This window comes from Bacillus sp. FSL K6-0138 (assembly GCF_037982765.1).
Lineage (GTDB): Bacteria > Bacillota > Bacilli > Bacillales > Bacillaceae > Bacillus > Bacillus glycinifermentans.
Genome location: NZ_CP150286.1, coordinates 2104669 through 2128461, shown reverse-complemented (window position 1 = coordinate 2128461; position 23793 = coordinate 2104669). Strand labels below are relative to the sequence as shown.

At 40.4% G+C, this 23793-nt stretch carries 25 protein-coding genes, 1 other RNA gene and 6 pseudogenes; 12 read left to right on the top strand and 20 right to left on the bottom strand.

The window, feature by feature from the left end; all coding sequences use genetic code 11:
- Positions 1-68: 68 nt before the first annotated feature.
- The 7 genes and pseudogenes from rnpB to MHB78_RS11240 form a co-directional block, all read right to left on the bottom strand.
- Positions 69-455: RNase P RNA component class B (gene rnpB / locus MHB78_RS11270), an RNA gene on the bottom strand.
- A 52-nt stretch (positions 456-507) separates the two neighbouring features.
- Complete coding sequence (gpsB, locus tag MHB78_RS11265; protein WP_046130785.1) at positions 508-804, bottom strand: cell division regulator GpsB; 297 nt, start codon at positions 802-804, stop codon at positions 508-510.
- Positions 805-883: 79 nt separating this feature from the next.
- Positions 884-1435: a DUF1273 domain-containing protein gene (locus tag MHB78_RS11260; protein WP_046130786.1), complete on the bottom strand. Its 552-nt coding sequence runs from the start codon at positions 1433-1435 to the stop codon at positions 884-886.
- 109 nt (positions 1436-1544) lie between these two features.
- Positions 1545-1790, bottom strand: a complete 246-nt coding sequence (locus MHB78_RS11255; protein WP_046130787.1) for a CotD family spore coat protein — start codon at positions 1788-1790, stop codon at positions 1545-1547.
- A gap of 244 nt (positions 1791-2034) precedes the next feature.
- Positions 2035-3351: a ribonuclease H-like domain-containing protein gene (locus MHB78_RS11250; protein ID WP_046130788.1), complete on the bottom strand. Its 1317-nt coding sequence runs from the start codon at positions 3349-3351 to the stop codon at positions 2035-2037.
- Between the two features lie 7 nt (positions 3352-3358).
- A pseudogene (locus MHB78_RS11245) lies at positions 3359-3829 on the bottom strand (Zn-binding domain-containing protein); the annotation flags it as partial.
- A gap of 144 nt (positions 3830-3973) precedes the next feature.
- Positions 3974-4378, bottom strand: coding sequence for a hypothetical protein (locus MHB78_RS11240; protein ID WP_046130790.1), 405 nt, complete (start codon positions 4376-4378; stop codon positions 3974-3976).
- 1101 nt (positions 4379-5479) lie between these two features.
- Here MHB78_RS11240 and MHB78_RS11235 point away from each other — a divergent pair.
- Positions 5480-6154: a response regulator transcription factor gene (locus tag MHB78_RS11235; protein ID WP_046130791.1), complete on the top strand. Its 675-nt coding sequence runs from the start codon at positions 5480-5482 to the stop codon at positions 6152-6154.
- Entirely contained in the window at positions 6151-7530 is a 1380-nt protein-coding gene (locus MHB78_RS11230) for a HAMP domain-containing sensor histidine kinase (protein ID WP_046130792.1), read from the top strand. Before MHB78_RS11235 ends, MHB78_RS11230 begins: the two co-directional genes overlap by 4 nt.
- Before the next feature lie 360 nt (positions 7531-7890).
- Here MHB78_RS11230 and MHB78_RS11225 read toward each other — a convergent pair whose 3' ends face one another.
- Complete coding sequence (locus MHB78_RS11225) at positions 7891-8676, bottom strand: 3-hydroxybutyrate dehydrogenase (protein ID WP_046130793.1); 786 nt, start codon at positions 8674-8676, stop codon at positions 7891-7893.
- A 121-nt stretch (positions 8677-8797) separates the two neighbouring features.
- Here MHB78_RS11225 and MHB78_RS11220 point away from each other — a divergent pair, with 121 nt between their 5' ends.
- Entirely contained in the window at positions 8798-9679 is an 882-nt protein-coding gene (locus tag MHB78_RS11220; protein ID WP_046130794.1) for a LysR family transcriptional regulator, read from the top strand.
- Positions 9680-9822: 143 nt separating this feature from the next.
- Positions 9823-10245 (top strand): carboxymuconolactone decarboxylase family protein, encoded by a 423-nt coding sequence (locus MHB78_RS11215; RefSeq protein ID WP_046130795.1) that lies wholly within the window; start codon positions 9823-9825, stop codon positions 10243-10245.
- A gap of 905 nt (positions 10246-11150) precedes the next feature.
- Here MHB78_RS11215 and MHB78_RS11210 read toward each other — a convergent pair.
- A pseudogene (locus MHB78_RS11210) lies at positions 11151-11266 on the bottom strand (recombinase family protein); the annotation flags it as partial.
- Positions 11267-11523: 257 nt separating this feature from the next.
- On the opposite strand from MHB78_RS11210, the gene MHB78_RS11205 reads away from it, so the two are divergent.
- The 3 genes from MHB78_RS11205 (at position 11524) to MHB78_RS11195 (ending at position 13615) form a co-directional block, all read left to right on the top strand.
- Positions 11524-11697, top strand: coding sequence for an ATP-binding protein (locus MHB78_RS11205; RefSeq protein ID WP_082094097.1), 174 nt, complete (start codon positions 11524-11526; stop codon positions 11695-11697).
- A 128-nt stretch (positions 11698-11825) separates the two neighbouring features.
- The gene (locus MHB78_RS11200; protein WP_046130796.1) at positions 11826-12926 is read left to right on the top strand and encodes an ABC transporter permease; all 1101 of its coding nucleotides are present in this window, start codon (positions 11826-11828) and stop codon (positions 12924-12926) included.
- Positions 12926-13615 (top strand): ABC transporter ATP-binding protein, encoded by a 690-nt coding sequence (locus MHB78_RS11195; protein WP_046130797.1) that lies wholly within the window; start codon positions 12926-12928, stop codon positions 13613-13615. The genes MHB78_RS11200 and MHB78_RS11195 overlap by 1 nt, the downstream gene beginning before the upstream one ends.
- A gap of 173 nt (positions 13616-13788) precedes the next feature.
- Here the strand turns inward: MHB78_RS11195 and MHB78_RS11190 are convergent.
- Positions 13789-13883 (bottom strand): annotated as a pseudogene (locus tag MHB78_RS11190) (3-hydroxybutyrate dehydrogenase); the annotation flags it as partial.
- A gap of 36 nt (positions 13884-13919) precedes the next feature.
- Positions 13920-14244 (bottom strand): annotated as a pseudogene (locus MHB78_RS11185) (CoA-transferase); the annotation flags it as partial.
- Between the two features lie 178 nt (positions 14245-14422).
- Here MHB78_RS11185 and MHB78_RS11180 point away from each other — a divergent pair.
- Positions 14423-14908 (top strand): annotated as a pseudogene (locus tag MHB78_RS11180) (arsinothricin resistance N-acetyltransferase ArsN1 family A).
- Positions 14909-14954: 46 nt separating this feature from the next.
- Here the strand turns inward: MHB78_RS11180 and arsC are convergent.
- From arsC to MHB78_RS11155, 5 genes and pseudogenes are all read right to left on the bottom strand, one after another.
- On the bottom strand, positions 14955-15380 hold the full coding sequence (arsC, locus tag MHB78_RS11175) for an arsenate reductase (thioredoxin) (RefSeq protein WP_046130799.1): 426 nt from the start codon (positions 15378-15380) through the stop codon (positions 14955-14957).
- 23 nt (positions 15381-15403) lie between these two features.
- Positions 15404-16462: an ACR3 family arsenite efflux transporter gene (gene arsB / locus MHB78_RS11170; RefSeq protein ID WP_046130800.1), complete on the bottom strand. Its 1059-nt coding sequence runs from the start codon at positions 16460-16462 to the stop codon at positions 15404-15406.
- A 27-nt stretch (positions 16463-16489) separates the two neighbouring features.
- Positions 16490-16837 (bottom strand): metalloregulator ArsR/SmtB family transcription factor, encoded by a 348-nt coding sequence (locus MHB78_RS11165; protein WP_046130801.1) that lies wholly within the window; start codon positions 16835-16837, stop codon positions 16490-16492.
- Between the two features lie 463 nt (positions 16838-17300).
- Positions 17301-19111: pseudogene (locus MHB78_RS11160) on the bottom strand (DEAD/DEAH box helicase); the annotation flags it as partial.
- Positions 19112-19211: 100 nt separating this feature from the next.
- Positions 19212-19718 carry a PTS glucose transporter subunit IIA gene (locus MHB78_RS11155; RefSeq protein WP_046130802.1) on the bottom strand — a complete coding sequence of 169 codons (507 nt, stop codon included), beginning with the start codon at positions 19716-19718 and terminating at the stop codon, positions 19212-19214.
- 160 nt (positions 19719-19878) lie between these two features.
- Between MHB78_RS11155 and MHB78_RS11150 the strand changes: the two genes are divergently transcribed.
- Positions 19879-20295 (top strand): Hsp20/alpha crystallin family protein, encoded by a 417-nt coding sequence (locus MHB78_RS11150; RefSeq protein WP_046130803.1) that lies wholly within the window; start codon positions 19879-19881, stop codon positions 20293-20295.
- A 22-nt stretch (positions 20296-20317) separates the two neighbouring features.
- On the opposite strand, the gene MHB78_RS11145 is transcribed toward MHB78_RS11150, so the two are convergent.
- Positions 20318-20770, bottom strand: a complete 453-nt coding sequence (locus MHB78_RS11145) for a YppG family protein (protein ID WP_046130804.1) — start codon at positions 20768-20770, stop codon at positions 20318-20320.
- 183 nt (positions 20771-20953) lie between these two features.
- Here MHB78_RS11145 and MHB78_RS11140 point away from each other — a divergent pair, with 183 nt between their 5' ends.
- Complete coding sequence (locus MHB78_RS11140) at positions 20954-21154, top strand: YppF family protein (protein ID WP_046130805.1); 201 nt, start codon at positions 20954-20956, stop codon at positions 21152-21154.
- A gap of 18 nt (positions 21155-21172) precedes the next feature.
- On the opposite strand, the gene MHB78_RS11135 is transcribed toward MHB78_RS11140, so the two are convergent.
- Both MHB78_RS11135 and MHB78_RS11130 read right to left on the bottom strand, forming a co-directional pair.
- On the bottom strand, positions 21173-21547 hold the full coding sequence (locus MHB78_RS11135; protein WP_231947357.1) for a YppE family protein: 375 nt from the start codon (positions 21545-21547) through the stop codon (positions 21173-21175).
- 63 nt (positions 21548-21610) lie between these two features.
- On the bottom strand, positions 21611-21841 hold the full coding sequence (locus MHB78_RS11130; RefSeq protein ID WP_046130807.1) for a DUF5446 family protein: 231 nt from the start codon (positions 21839-21841) through the stop codon (positions 21611-21613).
- Between the two features lie 200 nt (positions 21842-22041).
- On the opposite strand from MHB78_RS11130, the gene sspM reads away from it, so the two are divergent.
- Entirely contained in the window at positions 22042-22146 is a 105-nt protein-coding gene (gene sspM, locus MHB78_RS11125) for an acid-soluble spore protein SspM (RefSeq protein WP_046130808.1), read from the top strand.
- A gap of 28 nt (positions 22147-22174) precedes the next feature.
- On the opposite strand, the gene MHB78_RS11120 is transcribed toward sspM, so the two are convergent.
- Positions 22175-23125, bottom strand: coding sequence for a DUF2515 domain-containing protein (locus MHB78_RS11120; protein WP_046130812.1), 951 nt, complete (start codon positions 23123-23125; stop codon positions 22175-22177).
- A gap of 64 nt (positions 23126-23189) precedes the next feature.
- Between MHB78_RS11120 and recU the strand changes: the two genes are divergently transcribed.
- Complete coding sequence (recU, locus tag MHB78_RS11115) at positions 23190-23786, top strand: Holliday junction resolvase RecU (protein WP_046130809.1); 597 nt, start codon at positions 23190-23192, stop codon at positions 23784-23786.
- Positions 23787-23793: the final 7 nt, after the last annotated feature.

The following is a 23793-nucleotide window of genomic DNA, read 5'->3' as shown; positions in this document are numbered from 1 at the left end:
TTACATGATAAAAGCTCTCCTATTTGCGGAGAGCTTATGCATTGTCATCATCATTAGTGTTTGTAACGTTCTGTAAGCCATGTTTTGTTCCCTCGTACTGCAGTCGGCTTTTGGCCTCGTACTCAGGCGGTAATCATCTATCTACAGAGCAATCTCTGTCCTTCCTTCCGTTCATTTCCGTCCAGAAGGTTCCCCTACCAAAATTTGGGTTTCTCGCTCGAGGGGTTTACCTCGTTCCACTCTCACCATTTCTAGTGAGACTTCGTCACTGTGGCACTTTCAAGGATACTCAGCCATATCCGCAAAGGACGTAGGCTTTTTTCCTGCCGTCAGCCTTACACAAGGCTGCCCTAGCTTATGACTTCGCTAGGCACGAACACTACGGGCATCTCAGCACCGTGCGAGCATGGACTTTCCTCTACAGATGCAAGCATCTGCAGCGATTACCCGAACGTTAAGACATCCACTATTATATCCTACTTTCTTTTTAAGGGCAAGGGTTTTTCATCAATCGTATAATTTGCTTCCGAATACATGTTTTTCCAAATTAGATAATCTTTTCAAAATATCAAAGTTGGTCGTATTTGATTGAGCAGGCTGCCTTTTGCTGGCTTCCTCCAGCTGCTTTTTCAAATTCAGGTTTTCCTGCTGCAATTCCTCAATTTCCTGATGGAAGGCTTCATAGTCTTTAATCACCAAGTCGAGAAACTTGTCAACATCTTCCTGTTTGTAGCCTCTGACCGCTGTTTTGAACTCTTTTTCCAAAATTTCTTTAGCAGAAAGCTTCACTTTATCAGCAAGCATCTTTTTCACCTCATATCGTGAATCATCATCTTATATTTTTTCAGAAAACGTGTACAATGTCAAATTTATCTTCCTCATGTTATTCTTCGTAAAAGGTGTAATCCTCAACGGTTGATCTAAGATCGTCCATTGTGATCGTATAGATCGGAAAATCGCGCTTTTCCTGAGCTTTTTTTGCTTCATTCAGCATGTAAACAGGCGAACCATCGACTTCTTCATCATAAAGAATCAGCAGGCCATCGGCTTTTTCGATGAAGAACCGGTTTTTCTGCTTAAACTGCGCCGGACTTTCATAAGGTCTGTGCGTCAAGCTTTCCGTGTAATCGCTTTGAGCTAACACGGCTTCATACAGCTCTTTATTTTTCTCATTCCAGTTCTTTTCCTGGTCAAAAAACGGGGTGATGACAGCCACTTTCAGCTCAGGGTATTCTTCCTGAAGGGAAAAAGCCACTTCTGCTGCCCAGATTTCCGCACCAAGCTGCCCGGAAATAAGGATCCATTCCAGTCCTTCATCAAGCAAAGCGAGAATCCTGCTTTCAATCGCTTTTTTTATGTAAAACAGCGCCGGGTCATCGTGCTTAAATATTCCGATTTCAAATGGTTTGTACCCTGTTACAGCCAATACTTTCACTTTTATCACCTGCTAAAAAATGGGGCACGATCTGCCCCATTTTTTAAAAATATTCTGTTCCCCTGGAACCGGCTTTGTTGATCCTCACAAAGCTTACGCAGTCCGCCTTTTAGTATCCGCCAAATCCAGGTCCTGCAAACGGCGCAGTTCCTGTGCTGACAAAATGCTGATGTGTCGCCTGATTCACGTTTGATTGAGTTTGCGGGTAGTAATGAACGTGATCGAAATGTTGATGGTTGATATTTGTTGTATGCTGCGGATGAATGTGCGGTACGATCGTATTGCCGTGCGTGTGGGTGTAACAGCATTGTGTAGGATGAACAATCGGCCCTATCACGTTTGGTCTGCAGTGCATGATCAAATCCCCTTTCCTAAGAGCTTCTAAATACACTATTAAACTATGAAGCAGGGGGTGAACATGTACTAATATAAAGACCTATTTTAAAAGTAAGCCAAAAAGCTTTCCTTGAAATTCGTCAAAATGAAAATGATGAACAGTACAACGACAAAAAACAAGTAAAACAAGCCCTTATACATATCGACGCTCCTTTCAAAAATAGTCTAGCGTTATTTTACAAGAATTTTGCCGTTTCTACAATTCATAACATGTTTTTCTTGCGCTGCTGGCGGCGGATGCTGTCGACTTCTGCGCTTGCCCGGGGAATACTCTTCCTGTATTTCCTCTTTAGCCTCTCGTGGCGGCCGTCCAGCTCAGCCGCTTCCCTTTCTGTCGGGACGAGCTGTTTTGAGGCGCAGCGGCCGAGAAGATCCCGTGTTACGGATAAAGCGGCCGGAACGTCCCGCTTTTGATGCTCGTAATATTTTGCAAGCTCAATGCCCGACCGCCAAGCTGTTTTTTCATCTTCCGCATGTCGCAGCTTTTCCCACAGCTCAGCCGCCTTTTCAAGCATTCCCTGTTTTTTATATTGAAGCGATAAATCGTAGGACGCCCGCTCTGACTGTTCAAAGGATTTGGACGCAAGCTTCTTCAATTGCTCTGTCGCCCGTTCTGTTTCTTGATTGGCGATGAGCCATTTCGCCAGCGCGTATTTTTCGTTTGCTTCCTCCGCTTTTTGCGGTGATAGAATCTTTTTCGATATATGGATGTAAAGGGTGATCAAAGAGAGCACGTCAAGCTCATTGTGGCGGAGGACGCCTTCTATAATCCCGGGCCGCTCTTCTTTTAAAAACTGAAAATAAATCATAGGTGCGAGATACCCCGGCGTATCCTCCGTTCTCTCGAATCCCAGCTCCTCTTTTTCAACCGTGCTTAAGGAAACGCGCTCGAATTTATGTTTCCAGAGCCTTCTTGCACCATGCAGCAGGTCAAAATGGCCGAAATCGGGAAGCTCGGGAAGCCTGTCACGGATCAGCGTGTGCCTCGTTTTGACCTGCGGCCAGTCGAACGCTTTTCCGTTGTAGGTGACAAGCGATTTAATATCGACTTCGCTTAAAAAACTGTGATAAAGAGCCGCTTCGTTTCCCGGTTTTGGCAAGAGATGCTGCTTGACGACCACCTTGTCATCATAAACCCTTGCATGGCCGAGCAAAAATATCGTATTGCCGGCTCCTCCTCCGAGCCCTGTCGTTTCCGTGTCAAAGAAAAAAAGCTGGCTCGGGAGGTACCCTTTGCTTGAAAGAGAATGGGAAACGCCGCTTTTATTCCACTCGCTGACCGTATCGTGAAGCTCGGCAAACGAGTAATGGCCGTGAACATGCGTCAGCGGATAAACGACTTCGCGGATCAGGCAGCAGCACTCTTCAAATATGTACGGCCTGACGCCGAGTGAAGTCCATTCCTTTTCAAATGACAGGTTAAAGGATGTGTTTGGGGAAGCGCCGGCTGCATGGTCATCCTTCTTCCCCATATTTCCCAGGTGATGTTTGTAGCGATTCAGCTTTCGTTTTAAAGACATTCTGTCCTCAACCTTTCCAGCCTTTTAACAGGCGCAGTGCATTGTCCTTCGTTTGGTTGCCTTCGCTGTGAACCCCGATGCAAGACGGACATCCGGAACGGCACGGACAATTGGCAATAAGCTGATACGCTTCGCCGATAATATCGGACATCTGTTCGTAAACCTTTTGAGACAGTCCGACGCCTCCCGGATAGCGGTCATACAAAAAGATCGTCGGCTTTTCATTATGAACGGCTTTGATTTGCGGGAAGACGTGCAAATCGGACGGGTCGCACATCACTTTCAGGGCGGCGACATAGCCGAGAACATTTGCTGCCCCCAATAAAGCTTCTTCCAATTTGATGTCATTCCAATTCTCCCGTTCAGCATCGCTTACCTGAATCCAGGCCGCATTCGTGTGCAGCTCTTCCTCCGGCAGGTGAATCGGCCCAGAACCGATATTTTCATGTGTTTCAAATTTAATTTTAATAAATATACTCATTAACACATAAAACAAAAAGAACTCACATTTCATCAAGTTCCTTTTGTTTAAGTGCTCTCCATCACGACTAATTCACAGTTTTACTCAATTAAAACTTCAGCAATAACGGTCGAGACAGTAAGGAAAATTAAATAAGACAATTCAGCTATGTGTTTTCCTGTTTTCGCTTCGATAAAGCCTTTTAACATCTTGGGATATCTTATAAATTAAATAAATCACCGAAGGTATACCGATAAAGAAAGCTACCATAGCCTTAATCCCCCATTTTAACAATTGAATGGATAAAGAGAAGTTCTTTTTTCTCGATTCAAAATAAGCGATCAGACGATCTGTAGCATCCATTTCTCGATAGATTAATACTCCTTTTATGTAATTAAAAGTGTGCCAACCGGACGGAATACAAGAAAATAAAAACAATGGTAAAAAGTCTGAAGCTGGAGATATGGTTTTCAAAATAAAAAACACAATAACCCCCATCACAAGCGGGGTTAAATGATACCTCAGTACCATTGTGTTTTCTATCCAAGAACGAATTTTGTACAACATAACATTTCCCCTTTTCAAATTGAATTTTTAAAACTTAAGGAAAAGGATCTGCTGTTTAATAAGACTCCGTCTAAACTTAACTAATTCCGTGTTCTCATGCGATATCTCTTTTCAGGATGAAAATTTTCAATTTTTCAAATAAATTTTATATGAATTAAGTTAGAATTGCATAGGGCCTTAAGGTTTATTTAACATTTGTTGTAGGATATCATCTCAATCCCTCCCTTCGTAACGTCCAATCTCTTATCAGCTACCTCAGAAGGTAAAATTCATCCTTCGGAGTAGCTCGATCGTTTGCATAACCCAGGTACAGGAAAAGGTAATTGATTTTTAAGGGCGTTATTATGTAAATGGATCAACCGAGGCTTGTACCTATGGCGGAGTTGGACAACAATCCGCCAACTGTTTTTCATTTTTTCCAAACAGATTTCTTTTATTTTTAAAAAGGAGGATACCCTAAAGGTGATCCTCCTTAGTTCATTTAAGGATAACGGGTTAAATTTAAATTTCGATTGAATGCTGCTGCAGAGGTGACTTTAGTGGTTGATGTTACAGATACCCTAAGTAAAAATGGCTCCAGCTAATCTCCAGGAGGATGCAATATAAGGAGCCATTTGAAAACGACTTCCTGTGCAAGCAGGATCTCACCGCTTGCGTTCCCCGTGACTATCACGCGCAATACTACATTAACCTCAGCTGCTCCTTCTGTTAAGCTGACGATCTTCATCATTGAGGGAACTTAAAGCCTTCAAATGAGTATTATCGTATGAGTGTTGTATCTCCCAAAACCCATTGTAAAAGAATCTTTAGCTTTTGTTATCTACTCTCTTTATTAATATTGTGTAACTTAATGTTCATGCTCCGTTCATATTTTATGTTTATACTTTTTTTAAATTTTATACTGCGGTATTAATGGCTTTAACTAAGAGATAGGACAGAGACCGATAATATTCGCAATGGGTCTCTTATTTTCAAAAAATTAATCCCCCCTTAATTTAACATTAATGAATTTCAAAGCTATGTTTTACTAACTGTCATTTGCAGTATATGATAGATTTATATCAAAATCACAAGCAAAAACAACTAGATAGGAGTCTTCAAATGATTAATATACTCATTGTTGATGATGATGATCATATTCTTGAATTACTCAGACATTACCTTCAAGTTGAAGGCTATGGCGTCTTTGAAGCTTTCGATGGTGAAGAAGCCTCTTCTATTCTTACAAGAAAGCAAGTTCATTTAGCTGTGGTCGATGTGATGATGCCCAATAAGGATGGATTTCAACTATGTGAAGAAATAAGAAAATATTATGATTTTCCTGTTATTCTGCTGACCGCAAAAGACCAGCTTATAGATAAGGAAAAAGGGTTTTCTGCTGGAACGGATGATTATTTGACTAAACCTTTCGAGCCGAAAGAATTAATATTTCGTATAAAAGCATTACTGCGGCGATATAACATGGTGAGTTCAGAAAAAATTCGCCTTAATAATACTGTAATAGACCGGAAAAGTTATGAAGTACATTATAACGATAAATTATTGATGCTGCCGATGAAAGAGTTTGAGCTAATGTCACAGCTTGCAAGCTACCCAGACAGAATTTTTACACGGGAAGAATTAATTCATTTGATTTGGGGAGCCGACTTCGATGGAGATGATCGAACAGTAGATGTTCATATTAAACGGCTGCGTAGTCGTTTTTCCGATACCGATGATTTTAATATTAGGACGGTTCGCGGTATCGGTTATAAATTGGAGGTGGCAAAAAAGTGAGGACGCTCTATTTAAAAATTGTTATCACCACTATTGTTGTAATGATTCTCAGTAGTGTGGCCGCTTTTTTCATTTCCAATGCATATTACCAATCCAATCTTAAACCTTATAATGACAAAAAATTAACCCGTATGGCCGAAGATGTACAGACATTTTATGAAAGGAACCCAAATGTTAACCTAGATCAATATTTAAGGAATATCGGTGATTTAGGTTATCAAATTTATTTAGTCGATGAACATGGTCACGGCTCTTTTTTTGGCGGACCATTTAGAGAAAAAGATTTAAGTGATAAAGTGATTCAATCTGTTTTAGATGGTAATGTTTATCACGGTATTTCTCAGTTTTCTTCAAAAGGTTTTATTACAGGTTTTTTTGATAACGTTCTAATCAATACTATTGGAGTTCCAATCATGGACAAGGGACATCACTATGCCCTTTTTTTCCGTCCTAATACGGAACTTCAATTTGGGGAATTACGAATCTTTTTTGCATTAATTCTTCTTCTCACCATTTTAATCAGCATTCTTTTTGTTTTGGTCAGTACCCGTTACATTGTTAAGCCAATCATTAAATTAACTCAGGCTACAAAACAAATCGCCAAAGGAAAATATAATATTCAATTAAACGTAAAATTGCGCGATGAAATCGGTGAATTGGCCAACCATTTTTCGCAAATGGCAAATAGTTTAGAGCAACTGGAAGCTATGCGTCAAGAATTTGTTTCTAACGTTTCACATGAAATTCAATCACCGCTTGCTTCTATACAAGGCTTCTCGCAGACATTGCAATCTAAGAAATTATCTAAAGACCAGCGTCAACATTACTTGTCCATTATCGAAAATGAGAGCCGGCGCATGTCGCAATTAAGCAAGCAATTACTAACACTTGCCTCCTTGGATAAAGAGAAGGAGATTTTGAGCAAAAACATCTTTGATGTTGCTGCTCAAATGAAGCAAGTGGTATTTATGACCGAATGGAGCTGGCGTGAAAAAGACTTAACTGTGGAAATGGCGATCCCTGCTGCTCCCATTTATGCGGATGAACAATTGCTCCATCAAGTATGGACTAACCTGCTCGTGAACAGTATCAAATTCACGGAAAACGGCGGTTCAATTTCCATAAAGCTGATTAAAAAAGATAATGAATATCACATAGAGATCAAGGATACAGGTATTGGTATTTCTCAAAATGATTTGCCTTATATATTCAATCGCTTTTATAAAGCAGATAAGGCAAGGAGCCACAAAGAAGACGGCAGCGGTTTAGGACTTTCTATTACTAAGAAAATTGTTGAGCTGCATAATGGGCAAATTCATGTTGAAAGCCAAATAGGGAAAGGAACAACTTTTCATATTTACCTGCCTAAACAGTAATGTAATTTCCTGTTCATGTCCTGTTCTTATTCCTAATCTATATTTATTTAGGGCAAACAAAAAGCTGTTAAGGATAAAATATGTAGATTGGGGGAGAAAACGGTGTTGCCTGCTTTACGAGAACTTAAATATGCTAAGTTATGTTATTTTCTATTCAACCCTGGTACATTTTAATCCTAGAAAAATTGAAGTCAAAGAAGTAACGCAGTAACGTCATTATTTGTCAAAAAGGCTGGATTTAAACCCAGCCTCTCAGATTGTTGAGGAAGTAATTTAGCATTAATAGCGGAGAACCGGACCGTAAGTAAATGAGGGTATTTTTAAAGGCAGCTTTCGAATAAGGAAGCTGCCTTTTGAAAGTTATTGAATGGTATACCCGCCATCCATGATAATAGCCTGTCCTGTAACTCCCTTTGCTTTATCACTTGCAATAAAAACAGCGTAATCTGCAATTTCTTGAACAGAAAGTAGACGCTTTTGTGTTACAAGCGGATATATAACATCTTCCATGACCTTTTCTACAGGGATGTTTTTAGTTTCTGTAATTTCTTTTAACTGGTTTTTGACAAGTGGAGTATCTACATATCCTGGACACAAGGCATTAACTGTAATACCATGTGCAGCTCCTTCTAAAGCTGCTACTTTTGTTAAGCCGATTACTCCATGTTTCGCACTGTTGTAAGCAGCTTTACCGGCAAAACCAATGACTCCATTGATTGATGCCATATTGATGATTCGTCCATATCCTTGCTTTTTCATAATAGGAAATACCTTTTTTATTGCAATAAATGGAGCGGTAAGCATTACTTTTAGCATAAATTCAAATTTCTCAGTTGGGAAATTTTCAATTTCAGCTACATGTTGCAATCCTGCATTATTTATAAGAATATCTATTTTACCAAAATTTTCAACAGTGTAGTTTATGCTTTGTTCTATTTGCTCTTCTTTTGTTACATCACAGCCAATAGCAAGAGCATCGTATCCTTTTTCTTTTAGCAGACTTACTGCTTTTTGAGCGGCAACTTCATTTAGATCGGAAATCACCACTTTGGCCCCTTCTTTAGCGAATTCTTTAGCCACTTCTAAACCAATGCCGCTTGCAGCTCCTGTTATAAACACAACTTTTTGTTGCAATTCCTTATCCATTTTAAAAGCCTCCAATAGTAATATCTTTACCAACATCAGTTTACAACTTTCATTTATATAAGTAAAATGAATAAAAATCATAAATACTATAACAAAAAGTAATAAGGAGAGAAACACAAGAATGGATATTCGCCAGCTTAGCTACTTCATGGAGGTAGCTAAATCAAAAAGTTTCTCAAAGGCATCTCAATCTCTTCATTTATCACAACCTACTCTAAGTAAAATGGTAAAAAGCTTAGAGGAAGAATTAGAGGTTGAACTATTAGACCGTTCTGCGAGGCACAGTGAACTGACTGATGCAGGTGAGATTGTCTTTGATCATGCGGAAAAAATCTTCGATATACTTACTGATTTAAATTCTCATTTATATGACATGATAAATCTAAAAAGAGGAAAAATAAAAATCGGTTTACCCCCAGTTATTGGAGTTTTATTTTTCCAAAAAATCATCAAAGGATTTAAAGAGTTATTTCCAGATATAACGATTGAGTTAGTTGAACATGGTGCCAATAAAGTAAAACAGATGGTCGAAGAGGGAAAGCTAGATTTTGGGGTAGTCATGCTGCCTGTTGATCAAGAATTATTTAACATTATTCCCTTAACTTCGGAAGAGTTGATGTTATTTGTTCATCATTCTCATCATCTTGCAAACAAATCCGAAATTTCCATAAATGATATAAAAGAGGAACCAATTATTTTATTCAGTCAAGATTTTACGCTGCATGATCGAATTATTCAGGAGTGTAGTTATGCTGGATTTTCACCTAAAATATCATATAAGAGTTCCCAATGGGATTTTATAAGCGATATGGTGGAACATAATCTCGGTGTTACATTTTTTCCACAATCGATTGTTCGTAAAATAAATCAGGATAAAATTAAGGCAATTCCTATTACCACTCCTAAAATTCCATGGAGTTTAGGTATTATTTTAAAAAAAGAAAAATACATTTCGTATGCCACAAAAGCATTCTTAGATTATATTTCAAAGATAACATTATAATAACAAGCCGCTTCTTCACCAATCTATTACTAAATTGAATAGGTTCTATTATTTATATGTATTTTACGAATAAAAGAAAAAGAGTTACATTAGGAATTTAAAAGGAAAAGTCATTCTGACGTTTATATGTAGGAGGGTTTAAAGTGGAAAAAGATCGTTTACATCAGGGGTTGGACAAATTAATGGAATACACCTTGACTAATAATAAGGAAATCTCTACTCATCTCAAAATATCGGATGAACTTGAGGATATTGCGCCTGATGTTTCAAAATACATCATTGAATTTGCTTATGGAGACATTTACTCACGTCCAGGATTAACAAACCAACAACGTGCACTTGTAACCATGTCATCACTTGTGACACAAGGGACAGAACCGCAGCTTCAGCTTCATATTAATACTGCTCTTACATCAGGTTTAACTCCTGAAGAAGTAGTAGAAGCTATTATTCAGTTAATACCTTATACAGGTTTTCCTCGTGTCCTTAATGCTCTAACAATAGCTAAGAAAGTCTTTACTCAACGCCATGTCCAGGTTTCAACTTCTGGAGATACAGAGCAATAAAAATGAATTTATTTTCATGATGTATGAACTCGTAAAAAGAGCCATCTAGCGCGATGGCTTTTGTTTTTGGAAATAGCGGAATAATACCAATGAATTTAATTAAAATCACTTTACAAATTGCTTTGCTTGTATTCCTTTTGTCAGTTGGTATCTGATAACGAAACACCTACATATTCTGATTCCAGGGAAGTATTGCAGGATTAATTATTTTATATCTGCTACTTCAATTTAAGGTTATAAAAAGTTGATGGATTGAACAAGGTGCTTCATGACTGCTTGTGGAGTTACTCTTATTCTTTATAACTGCTGCGGTGGGAGTTATTAACTACCAACAATCAATTGGTCTGCGATTTGGCAAGCTCCCTGTAGTAATTGCTGTGATTGCATTTACTGGAATTACTGCCGAGTTTATCACAAAACGGGGAAAAGGTGGTTATTCTGGTTTTAATCTTTAGTATTTTCATTACTAACTTAATCTATATGATTAGCAAGAAATTCTATGACCGATGGAAATTGATACTACTTTCCCCTATTCTGCCTGAGTCCCATTGTTATTATTGATTTTATTTCATACTTCTTACAATGACTATTATAGAGGAGCAAAATGGTTAAGTTAGTTTTTGAGGACAGCCGCTGCTGCTTTTGCCTTACCGATGCATAAACACTTCCAATTGCTAAAAAGGCATCTCTTCGAAATAATGGCAGTATTACGGTCGCTTCTGCTATTGCCATTATCTCTTCGTTTCTTTACGCTGTTTGGATGCACCTTGGTACATCCCTTACAAAAAGTTTAGTACAATACCGGTGGCAATCGACATTTCAAAGACCATTGGAGGAGTCCCTTCTCTAGCAGCTTTGACGGACAAAGGAGGGCATTTTAGCTGTGAAAAAACGAGAAAAACTTCCAGAGTCATACGAGAGATACCAGCCTTCTCAACTGCTGCACCTGTCCATTCCCCCCTTGTTCTATAAGATATAGAGCATACTTGGTCTTTTCCTCATCAGTTTTTGGTCTTCTAGGCGTAAGTTACAAAAAATTAAAGAGGAAATATTGGAAATATTGTTGATCAAATTAAACAAGTGTTATTTATGACTGAATGGAATTGGCGTGAAAAAGATATAGCCATTGATATGGAGCTTCCTTCTGCTTTCATTTATGCAGATCAGCAATTACTCCATCAAGTTTGGACAAATCTTATCACTATAGTATCAAATTCACTGAAAACGGAGATGCAATCTCCATAAAGCTAGGAAAAAAATAATGAACATCACCTAGAGATCAAGGATACAGGCATAGGAATTTCAAAAACCGACCTACCTTATATATTTAATCGCTTTTATAAAGCAAATAAGGCAAGAATTCGTAAAAAAGCAAGCAGTGGTTTAGGATTTGCTATTACTAAAAAATTATTGAATTGCATAATGGGCAAATTCAGGTTGAAAGCCAAATAGGGTAAGAACTTTTCATATTCATCTGCCAAAAATGTAATGTAATTTTCTGTTCATCTTCCGTTCATATTCCCGTTCTATAGTTTAATCAAGGCCGTTGAAGGTTAAATATATAGAATGGAGGAATAAATATGTTTCTTGCTTTACGAGAACTTAAACATGCTAAGTTACGTTATTTTCTCGTTGGACTAATTATGGTTCTAATCGCTTGGCTCGTCCTTTTTGTTTCAGGACTTGCAAAAGGATTATCTTCTGACAATGCTTCATCCATTCAAAAGATGAATGCAGACTATCTTGTGATTCAGAAAGAAGCTGACAATCGTTTGAACCGCTCACTATTATCGGAGGGCAAGCTGAAAGATATTCAAAAATATACTGAAAGTCAGTCGACAGCACCTTTAGGCATACAGATGACGACATTTACTAAGAATGAGTCTTCTAAAAAAATTGATGCAACATTTTTTGCCTTGAATATGAATGGATTTTTGGCTCCTGATGTGGTTGAGGGACATATGATCAATAACACGACAACTAATGAAGTTGTCGCAGACAGTTCGTTAAAAGAGGATGGATTGAAATTAGATGATCATATAAAAGATCAATTCTCCGGTAAAACATTTAAAATCGTTGGTTTTACAAAAGGACAATCCTTTAGCCACGCACCTGTTATTCACATGAATTTTAAAGAGTGGGGCGCTATTCATAAGCTGTCTGCAAATAAACAAATGCTTTTCAATGCAATTGCTTTAAAGGCAAGTCAAGATAAAGCTGATCAAATTGAAAAGAATATAACAGGGATTAACGTGATTGACAAAAGCCAAGCACTAAAAGGGATTCCAGGTTACTCAGAGGAACAAGGCTCACTTATTATGATGATTGCCTTTCTCTTTGTAATAGCAGCTTTTGTGTTAGCCGCATTCTTCTATGTTATTACAATACAGAAAATAAACCAATTTGGTGTGTTAAAGGCCATTGGTGCAAAAACGGGATATTTAGCACGTAATATTGTTTCCCAAGTATTACTGCTAACGATTATAAGCCTCCTGATCAGTATTGCCCTGACATATGGAGTAGCGTTTATTTTACCAAAAAGTATGCCATTCGATCTTACGCCGCAATTGGTTCTAGGTTCTTCAGGTCTATTCCTTGTTGTTTCAGTGATTGGATCATTACTATCTCTATACCGAGTTGCAAAAATCGATGCTATTGAAGCCATTGGGAGGGCTGCATAATGAATAATAAACTAGTTCTTGATAAGATTGATAAAGTATTTGGAGATGGCGATTCGTCAGTAAAAGTCCTTGATAAAGTGTCTTTACAAGTCAAGGCTGGTGAATTTGTTGCTGTTGTTGGTCCTTCAGGATCTGGTAAAAGTACATTTCTTTCGATTGCGGGGGCATTACTTTCTCCGACAAACGGCCGTATTATTATTGATGACAAAGATATTAGTAAGTTACCTGAAAAAAAGATGAATCGTATCAGATTAGAAAAAATAGGGTTTGTGTTTCAATCGTCTAATTTAATACCTTATTTAACGGTCCGGGACCAATTACTTCTTATTTCAAAATTAGCTGAAAATCATAATAAAGAAGCAGAACAAAGAGCCGATGGGCTTCTCCAACGGCTTGACTTGGAACATCGTAGTGATAGCTATCCACAAAGCTTATCTGGGGGTGAACGTCAACGCGTTGCGATTGCCCGGGCTTGGATGAATGATCCAGAGATTATTCTTGCGGATGAACCCACAGCAAGCCTTGATTCAGAACGTGGTCGTACTGTTGTAAAAATGTTGGCGGACGAAGTGAGACTGAATGAAAAGGCAGCTTTAATGGTTACCCATGATAAACGAATGTTAGATTTATGTGATCGAGTCGTTTATATCGAGGATGGAAAGCTTTCAGAAATACCAAAGGGTTCATAGTAAAGAAAACTGAATTCCTTTATTTTTAAAGGGATTCAGTTTTTATATTAATCTCTATATTATTAACTCCCTCTACCAGGAAAAATCTCGATTGTGGAAGGTCATGAACTAAAACAAATCTAACGATGAAAGCTAACACATACAAAAAATGTCTTAGCGTATATTTTCCGTGTTTTGTCGCATGGACCCCTATCTGAAATGATAACATCGGCGCCTTCACGGGCGAATTCCTTAGCGATTTCAAATCCACGGCTGCGCCTGTCACCAGAGCTACTTGTTTTTTTCATGTCATATACCTTCCCGTTTAAGATTTTGGCCCAATGACTGACTGGCATACTGCGAAGTCAGCTTCTGTTTTTTCATATACTTCTTCAAGCGTGACGCCTTCCTGTAGCTCAGTCAGTGTCATATGCTCGTTATCAAAATCAAAACAGCCAAATCAGTGATCAGCCAATGCACGACTTTCTATCCTGTCAGCGGGAGGAATCATTGTTTCTTCACTTTCGATTCCCCATGTTTATTGACGTGCTCCATGATACCAACGATTCGTTTAACCCGTTGACCAAATCCATGGCGCCGCCCATTCCCTTCACCATTAGGATGACGTGCTTGACTTCATCAGGGTCGGATTAGCAAAATTCAGCTTTTCCCATAGCTCCTCTGTCCGTTTATGATTGGTGTTCCAATCGCTGAAAGATCGATGCCCCAAGTGTGAATATAATCTACCTTTTCAATGACACACACAAATCTCCGTACCCATCACCATTTATATCAAAAAACTTCTCCAATATATTTGATAGACATAACATATACATTCGAAAAGCTGTTCCTACCGATTTGCCATTTATTTTGAATATTTATAATCAGGGCATTGAAGATCGGATTGCGACACTGGAGCAAGATTTTAAGGATATGGACTATATTGAAACATGGTTTCAGGAACACCAAGGACGTTATTCTATCCTTGTAGCCGAATCAAAAGAAGAAATTGCGAGCTGGGCCTCCTTAAACCCTTACTCCCACCGTTGTGCTTATAAAGGCGTGGCTGACCTTTCTGTCTATGTTGACCGTTCATTTCGTGGAAAAGAAGTGGGTAGCCTACTTCTTTAAGCACTTGAAAAGACAGCTAAAGAAAATGAATTTTATAAAATCGTTCTATTTACGTTTCCCTTTAATGGGCTGGGACAAAGTTTATACAAAAAAATGGGGTATAGGCAAGTTGGTATCTTTAAAAATCAAGGGATTCTAGATGGACAGTATGTTGATGTGATGGCAATGGAAAAGTTTTTGTAAACAAAATGAAAGGCCCTTCTATTTTGAAGGACCTTTCAACTTGTTTTTATTTTCCTTCGTTCGCAAACCGTTTGATTCTTTCTTCAATTTGATCTCGAACACGCTGGAATACAGCCCATTTCTCTTCTTCAGTTCCTGTTGCTTTAGCTGGATCATCGAATCCCCAATGATCACGTTTGACATGTGGGGGTGTCATTGGGCATTTATCGTTGGCATCACCGCATAAAGTAACGACAAAATCAGCCTTGTTTAATATTTGTGGATCAATCATATCGGATGTTTGATTTGAGATATCTATCCCTACTTCTTTCATTGCTCTTACGGCATTTGGATTCAAGCCATGCGCCTCAATTCCAGCCGAATAAACATTGTATACATCACCTAAATACTTTTTGCCAAACCCTTCTGCCATTTGACTTCGACAAGAATTCCCTGTACACAGGAAGTAAATCGTCTTTTTTTCTTTGCTCATTTTTACATCCAACCTTTCATGCATCATGCTTTGATATTTGCGCTATAGTATTTTTTACGTAGCCAAAGAGCAACATTCACTAATCCAATCATGACCGGTACCTCAACTAAAGGGCCAATAACTGCTGCAAATGCAGCACCCGAATGAATGCCGAATACACCAACAGCCACCGCAATTGCTAACTCAAAGTTATTGCTTCCTGCTGTAAAGGCTAATGTTGTGGTAACTCCATAATTTGACCCGAATTTCTTTCCTAAGAAGAACGAAACAAAGAACATCACGACAAAGTAAATGAGTAATGGAATCGCAACCCGGACCACATCAAACGGCAAACTTACAATCATATCTCCTTTTAAAGAGAACATCACAATAATGGTAAACAGCAAAGCGATAAGTGTAACTGGACTGATTTTCGGAATGAAAACTTTCTCATACCACTGTTTGCCCTTTGCTTTAACTAATACTAAGCGTGTCAACATTCCAGCGATGAACGGAATACCTAAGTAAATAAATACAGATTTTGCGACTTCGCCCATTGTAATATCAACGATTGCACCTTCGTTACCAAGCCACTCTGGAATGACAGTTACAAAGATATAAGCATAAACTGAAAAAAATAGTACCTGGAAAACAGAGTTAAAAGCAACCAACCCTGCCGCGTATTGAGTGTCACCTTTCGCTAGATCATTCCACACAATAACCATGGCGATACAACGAGCTAAACCAATCATAATGAGTCCAACCATATACTCTGGTTTATCAGGCAAAAATACAATGGCTAATAAAAACATGAGAATCGGGCCGATAATCCAGTTTTGTACAAGCGATAACAAAAGGATTTTTATATCTTTAAAAACCCTTCCCATCTCTTCATAACGTACCTTGGCAAGTGGCGGATACATCATTAATATCAACCCAATCGCAAGTGGTATAGATGCTGTTCCTATTTGCCAATGGTTCAATCCGTCTACGAAAGTGGGAAAGACAAACCCCATGCCAATCCCGATCGCCATGGCAAGGAAAATCCAAAGTGTTAAATAGCGGTCAAGAAAAGACAATAGTTTTTTTTCTGTATTTCTCATTAATTAAAGCTCCCCTCCCATCTGTTATTAGCAGTTACAACGAGTTGTAACCTTGCTCGCATTCATTTTTTTGATTTGCTCTGTTTGGTCTGGTATATGTTTTAATAGCTCATCAATTAATCCAAATAATTCACTTTTCGTATTTAACGAATAATAAACCCACTGACCTCTTTTTTCTTCATTCAATAATCCAGCATGTTTAAGTTTACGAAGATGCTGGCTGATGGAAGACTGACTCATCGTAAATACTTCGAGAAATTCACAAACACAACATTCGCGCTGTTTAAGAATAGCTACCATCGTTAAACGTGTTTTATCCCCGAGCAATTTTAATACTTCTGCCACTTTATCCATCTCGATAATTGTTTTATTCACTTAGTACACCTCCAGCCTATATATCACTATATAATTATATACTTATATACAAAACAGAATCAACCGATGTTTTTATCGTGGTGAGTTTGCCGAGTAATATTGTTGTAGCTTGAAGATGTAAGAACGCAACCCTTCTTTCGATCAACTCTGGCGTACTTTTCAATCATATTAGCCTTGTTTTAAACTCAGAATGATGAAAACAGCTGCCGAGCTATAGCCTAGAGATGTGTATTAGACTTACGTTATTTCGCCTATATATCATATACTTGTTGGTGGAGTTTGATACGGCAAATCAGCGGGTATTGCTTCCCGAGAAGCGTAGCCAGGAAAAAGTTGGTGAAACGCGCCGCTTTTGATCATTGGGATAGGCAAAGCTAACCCTAATTATTAAGAAAATCTGGAATTTGCAAAAAGTCTTCATAATAAACTTAAAAAAACATGGCTAAAAGGTCAATTAGTTCTTTTTTTTGAAAGTCGTCGCTTTTGCTTGTACCGTCACATCACCAAATCCGAATGCCGCTTCATCTGTTTCCTTTGTTTTGTCGATTTCGAGCACTTTCAGCAAAACGGCCAGGTTTGCATCAGTATAGTAATCGACCTTCACCTCGCGCACGAACGCTTTTTTCTCCTCCCAGTCGAGCTTTTCAACCTGATACTGAATTCCTTGATGCAAATAAATCGCTTCATCATGAAGGAGCGTCATCGCGCTGAATCTGTCCATTTCACCGATCACTTTTGCTTTTTCCCGGCTCGACTGGTCGATGATGACGACGTTTTCCTGTGAAGCTGACCTGAGGCTGATGCCGTGGGCCGGAAAAGCGTCATTCATCCAGTGGAACGTGTCCCCGCTCAGGTGGAGAACCCTTTCTTCTGCCAAATATTCGAGAATATCCTCAATCTCTGTTTCGCCGAACGTATCGGTCCGCTTAAAAGGCAATTCAAAAGCGGCGCATTTTATATGATCGACGAGAATGACGAGATTATCCGGATTGATCACCGCTGTTTCCGGATTTTGCTTGAAAAAATAGTCGGGATTCTGCACGATATACTGATCGAGCGGCGCAGAGCTTGCGACCATGACGATCAGCGCTTCGTTGTGCCTTCTTCCGGCTCGTCCCGCCTGCTGCCACGCGCTTGAGATCGTACCCGGATATCCTGTCATAATGCATGTTTGCAGCTGGCCGATATCAACGCCGAGTTCAAGGGCGTTTGTGCTGACGACACCTTTGATTTCCCCGCTGCGGAGCCCTTTTTCGATCATCCGCCGTTCGTTCGGCAGATAGCCGCCTCTGTAGCCTTGAATCGAATGGGCGCCGACAATCGGCTTCATCACGTCCTGGAGGTACGTTAAAATAATTTCCACCCTGACCCTGCTTCTCGCAAAGACAATCGTTTGGATCTGGTTTTTCAAAAATTCGGAAGCGAGCTTCCTGACCTCTAGCGTCGCGCTTTTTCTGATATTAAGCGACCGGTTGACGATCGGCGGATTGTAAAATAAAAAGTGCTTTCTGCCGGACGGCGCCCCGTTGTCAGCAATTAAGTGCATCGGCTGACCGGTCAGCGTCTCGGCAAGCTCCAAAGGATTGGCAATCGTCGCCGATGTGCATATGAACTGCGGCCTGCTTCCGTAAAACGCGCAGATGCGCATGAGCCGTCTAATGACGTTAGCAACATGGCTTCCGAAAACACCCCTGTACACGTGAAGCTCGTCGATCACGATATATTTCAGATTTTCGAAAAGGGACACCCATTTTGTATGATGGGGCAAAATCGCCGAATGAAGCATATCGGGATTTGTGATTACGATATGGCCGGCTTTTCTGACTTTCTGCCTGATCGCCGGTGATGTATCGCCGTCATATGTATAGCAATTGATGCACCGATCTCATCTATCAATTCATTCAGCTCGCTTTTTTGATCCTGTGACAGCGCTTTTGTCGGAAAAAGGTATAATGCCCGCGCATCGGGATCTTCGGTAATGCGCTGCAAGACGGGCAGGTTATAGCAAAGCGTTTTTCCGGACGCGGTCGGCGTCACAAGGGTGACGTTTTGCCCGCTGGTGCTGCCTTGAAATGCTTCAGCCTGGTGGGAATACAGCTTCTCGATCCCTCTTTTCTTTAACGCGCGGACGATATTCTCATCCAAACGCTCCGGAAAATCGCGGTATTCCGCTTCTTTTTCTTCAATTGTATGCCAATGAACAATCTGTTTGCTGAAAGCCTCGTCCTCTTTCAGAAACTGAATCATGTCTGTCAAAGTTCGTTTTTGAAACAATACTGTCACCTCTCCTCTTTCTATTTTAGCGAATGTCCGTTCGTTCTGAAAGAGGCGAATCCATAAAAAAAAGCAGAGAGTGGTTCTCTGCCTTTTTTCATCACTTGACTTTCAGCTCCATCAGCTTGGTTTCGCTTTTTTTCGCTTCTCCCTCTTCATGCTTGGTGACGCGCTCTACCGCATCCCCGTTCATAATGACGACAGGAGTAATCGTACTGCTCGCTTTTTCTTTGATCAGTTCCAGATCGCATGTAATCAAAGGGTCTCCTGCTTTTACCTTATCCCCCTCTTTTACATGAGCGGTAAAACCTTCCCCTTCCATATTCACGGTTTCCAGCCCGATGTGGATCAACAGCTCCACTCCGGACAGCGAGCGGATACCGATCGCATGCTTCGTATGAAACAGCTGTATCACTTCACCGTCAACAGGCGATACGATGTCACCGGCGGAAGGCTCGACGGCCATTCCGTCCCCCATCATTTTTTGAGAAAAAACGGGATCCGGCACTTTTGAAAGATCCAGCACCCGTCCGTCAGCCGGCGAAAAAACGGTTTCTTCTTTTACTTCATCCTGTTTTTGGCCTAAACCGAATAATTTTTTCAGCAATGCAATTGGGCTCCTTTCAATATGCCTCTTTTATGGCGGCTTTCAACATTATCTCTGGATTCCCCACTATTTAACCACACTTTCAAAATCCCATCAATCGTTTAACCATATCAAATGCCCCTGCATAAGCTGAAAGTAAAAAAAATTGAGGTGAAAACGGATGAATCATAAAGAAAATGACAATCACTCTCTTAGCAAAAAAGACGAATTTCAGGAAGCCATTGAACAATTGTTCTATTCTTCCCCTTTCCACGAAATATTAAATTCGTTTCAAAAAATCATATCTGATCAGCTCGAGGCGTCAAGCATTTCCATGCATATCAGGGACGACAGCGAAGGGCTTCACGTCGATATTACCGTTCCCGAGTCGTTTCAAAACGGCGACATTATGATCGAAGCCAAGTCAAGGTATTTGCACTTCGCCCTAAAAGAAGAAAACAGCGCCGGTGATTCGTCATCGTTTACCAGTCTGTCAAGAACCGTACTGCTGCCGTATCCCGTACGCGAAGAAACGATGAAAACATCATGGAACAAAAATGTTCTGACCGTTTCATTTCCCGCGCAGGAAAAAGCATGAATGATCATCATCCATGCTTTTTTTACTTAAAGAAACCGATAAAACCTTTAGCGAGCGCTCCCACCTGGTTGACGGTGCTCACCATTTGACCGGCCGTATCCATCATCTTGCTAAAATCAAACTGCCCGTTCTTTTTCTTAAACTGCGACAAAAAGCTCTGGAATTGGGAAGGCTGATGGAGGTTTGGCCTCGGCAGCGGATATGGATTCGGATAAGGAAAGGCGTGAACTTGCTGCATATGATAATTGACGGGCTGCTGATAGGCTGGAAACGGATCGATATGTTGCCCCACCGGCTGATGATATACCGGTGAAAGCTGATATCCGTGGCCCGCAGGCTGAGTATACTGGGCCGGTTCTTGGCTGTAGTAATTCGGAACAGGCTGATAAGGCGGATTCATGTGGGAATGCGGGTAAACCGGATAATATGGATGCTGGTTTGAAAAAGGATAACCGGCAGCGCTCCTTTCTTCCATCTTTCATCTCTCCTTCTAGAGCCCTTTTTTCTATATTTGTATGAAAAGAATGCCTATCCCGTGCCAAATCAAATGTCACACATTTGTCACAATCTGTCGAAAATTTTAATTTTGGAAAAACAAAAAAAAGTCGAATTGTTATGGTACTATATTATTACTATAGAATGAGAGGGGATGCACCGAATGAACGTATCATACTTAAGAAATTGTTTCGCAGAGATGAAGCAGTACGAGACAGATTGTATGGATAAGCTGATGGACTTCGCAAGGTTTTTATACATCCAGGGACATCTGACATTAAACGAATTTCGCACAAGTATGAAAGTTCTCGAAGCGAATGGAGCGCAGCATCCTGCCTACGACTTGAAAACGGAAGCCAACTGAACAAAAAGGAGACCAGGGTTATCCCCGGTCTCCTTTTTGTATATCGTCTTCAATGTTTTTCAGCGTATAAAGCACAGATTCGGTCAAGTCTTTAAAACGCTTTTTATGAATTTTGCAGAAATAAGATTGCAGGACAATTTCGTTCAAGTTTTCTTCGACCGAACGGAGCTGCTCTTCATGAATATACTTTGGACGGTGTTCCTCTACATATGCCAGGCTGGCGTTCAGCCAGCTCTGCAAAGCTTTTTCGCAGCAGTCGGCAGACGGTTTGACGACCTTGAAGAAATCGTACTCTGCACCTTCCTCCTTGCCTTTTTTATATCGTTCGTGAGCTTCTTTTGCCAAGCGGATGAGCTCCCGCGTCTGTTCAAGAAGAGATTGTGCATCCACCATGTTCACCTCGGGTTTATCGTACCAGACGGACCGTTTGAACACAACGAATTCAAATTGCGGATGCTAAGCGGATTCCCCGTGATGATGCCGCGTTCCCATCAGCGTGCCGTTTAAGCAGGATGAAAGCTCGGTGAGCTCCCCTTCAATTTGATCAAGCCGTTCCGCCAAGACGGCGCCTTTTTCAGATACCGCCCTTGTGATCGCTTCAGTCAGCTTTGTTTCTGCAGCTGACAGTTCTGTTTCCGTTTCAACAAGCATTTGAAGGACATGCTCTTTTTTAACAAATCCGCTCATTTGCCTACCTCCTTTTTGATCGCCTTCTATGCTTTCTCCCTTCCGGCAAGGCTCTCCTTCACAGCTGACAAAACTAGAACGAAACCGGCAAAGAAAATCAATTTCCCGCTGACCTTTCCCATTTCGACAGCGCCGATCGCGAAAATTTGTATGAAGCCGGCTTTTTATGCAAAATCTAAACGGGTAAGGAGGTGTCTCTTATGGAAAACGGCAAAAAGAAATCCCCTCAGAAAACAAAACCCGCTTCAAAACAAACAGATGCATTGGATAAAAAATTAGGCGGACCAAACCGCCCGTCTACTTAAAAAGCAAGGTCTCCTTGCTTTTTTTCGTTTACCGCCTCCCGGCCAGCCAGTTTTCCAGGGAGAAAACGGCATGCAGCTGCCGTCTTTTTTGAAAATACCATTCCGTCAATTCGATTTTTTCCGGCAGCTTCTCGTCCTGAAACAGCTTCTCCATATTTTCCCCGTGAAACCAATCGGCTTTTGCTCCGTCTAATGAATGGGCAATAACGGGAAAGCATGTTCTTAGAAATGGCGAAGATCTGCTTCTAATCCCGGCCCAGCGTTCCATATCAAAACGCGATCCTGTATGCGGAACGCAAGTGGTAAAATGGTAGAAAGAAGGAAACAGCTCAGGCCTGAACAGCAACCTGCTCAATTGTTTGCCGAGCTTGATTCTTTCGTGTAAGCTTGTAAAGCGCTTGACCGACACGCCGTAAAAGACGCCTTCCACCGTCGGAAATATCACGGTGTTGAAGTGAAACCATTCACATACCTGAAAAGGAATCGTGTGAAAAACATTCTTTTTAAACAAAGGATTTTGTATAATAGGAGTTTGGATAGTGTTTTGTTCATTTATAATGAGAGCGTGCATGAGCCGCTTTTCGTCCCGTTCACGCCAAAAGCGCTCCCATTCTGCTTTCATAAACGATGAAACGCCTAAAGCGGGGAGCAAATGAAAAAGAGGCTGTCCGAGCTCTTTGGACCACTCATATAAAAGGAGCTGCGGGTAGGCATCGGAAAAAATAAGCCAGTTTGCCCTTTCATACGTCAGAAACAGCCAGTTTTGCTGGACGTCCGAAAGCCCGAGCTCAAACAGGCGTCCTTTTAAATCCGTCATCGACCAGCCCGCATTCCGGGAAACAAACGAGGCCAAAAGCGACCATTTGATTTCCGGATGACGGTCAAAGTATTTTTTATATGCGTTTGTCCGCGAAATGTTATCTTTGTTCAGTTTTCCGGTAAGCTCTTGAATATAGCGCGCGAGCTTTATCCCGGAGATCGCGTTAGTCAAGGCAGATCACTTCCGTTTGTTCCTAGATTTTTCAAAAAGGAGGATGAAGAAAGTGATTCGTTATCCGAACGGCAAAACCTATCAGCCGAAACAAGCTGCCTCATCCTTAAAAAAGAAGCCGTCGTACAGCAATCGCGGGATGACCCTCGAAGACGATTTGAATGAAACGAATATATATTATCTGAATCATTCAATCGCGGTCATTCATAAAAAACCGACACCTGTGCAGATCGTTCATGTCGATTATCCAAAGCGAAGCGCGGCGGTCATTAAAGAAGCATATTTCAAGCAGTCGTCGACTACTGATTATAACGGGGTCTATAAAGGACGCTACATCGATTTTGAAGCGAAAGAAACCAAAAGCAAGACGTCTTTTCCTTTGCAGAATTTCCACGATCACCAGATCGAGCATATGAAGCAGGTCGTGGCACAGGGCGGGATATGCTTTGTTATTATATCCGCATTTGGTGAGATTTATTTTTTGGAAGCGGAAAAATTATTTAATTTCTGGGAAAGAAAAAACCGAAACGGCAGAAAGTCGATCCGAAAAGACGAACTTGAAGAAGCCGGACACCCCATTTCGCTTGGATACTCGCCAAGAATTGATTATATTAAAGTTATTGACCAGTTGTATTTTTCGCCATCATAATTTATGA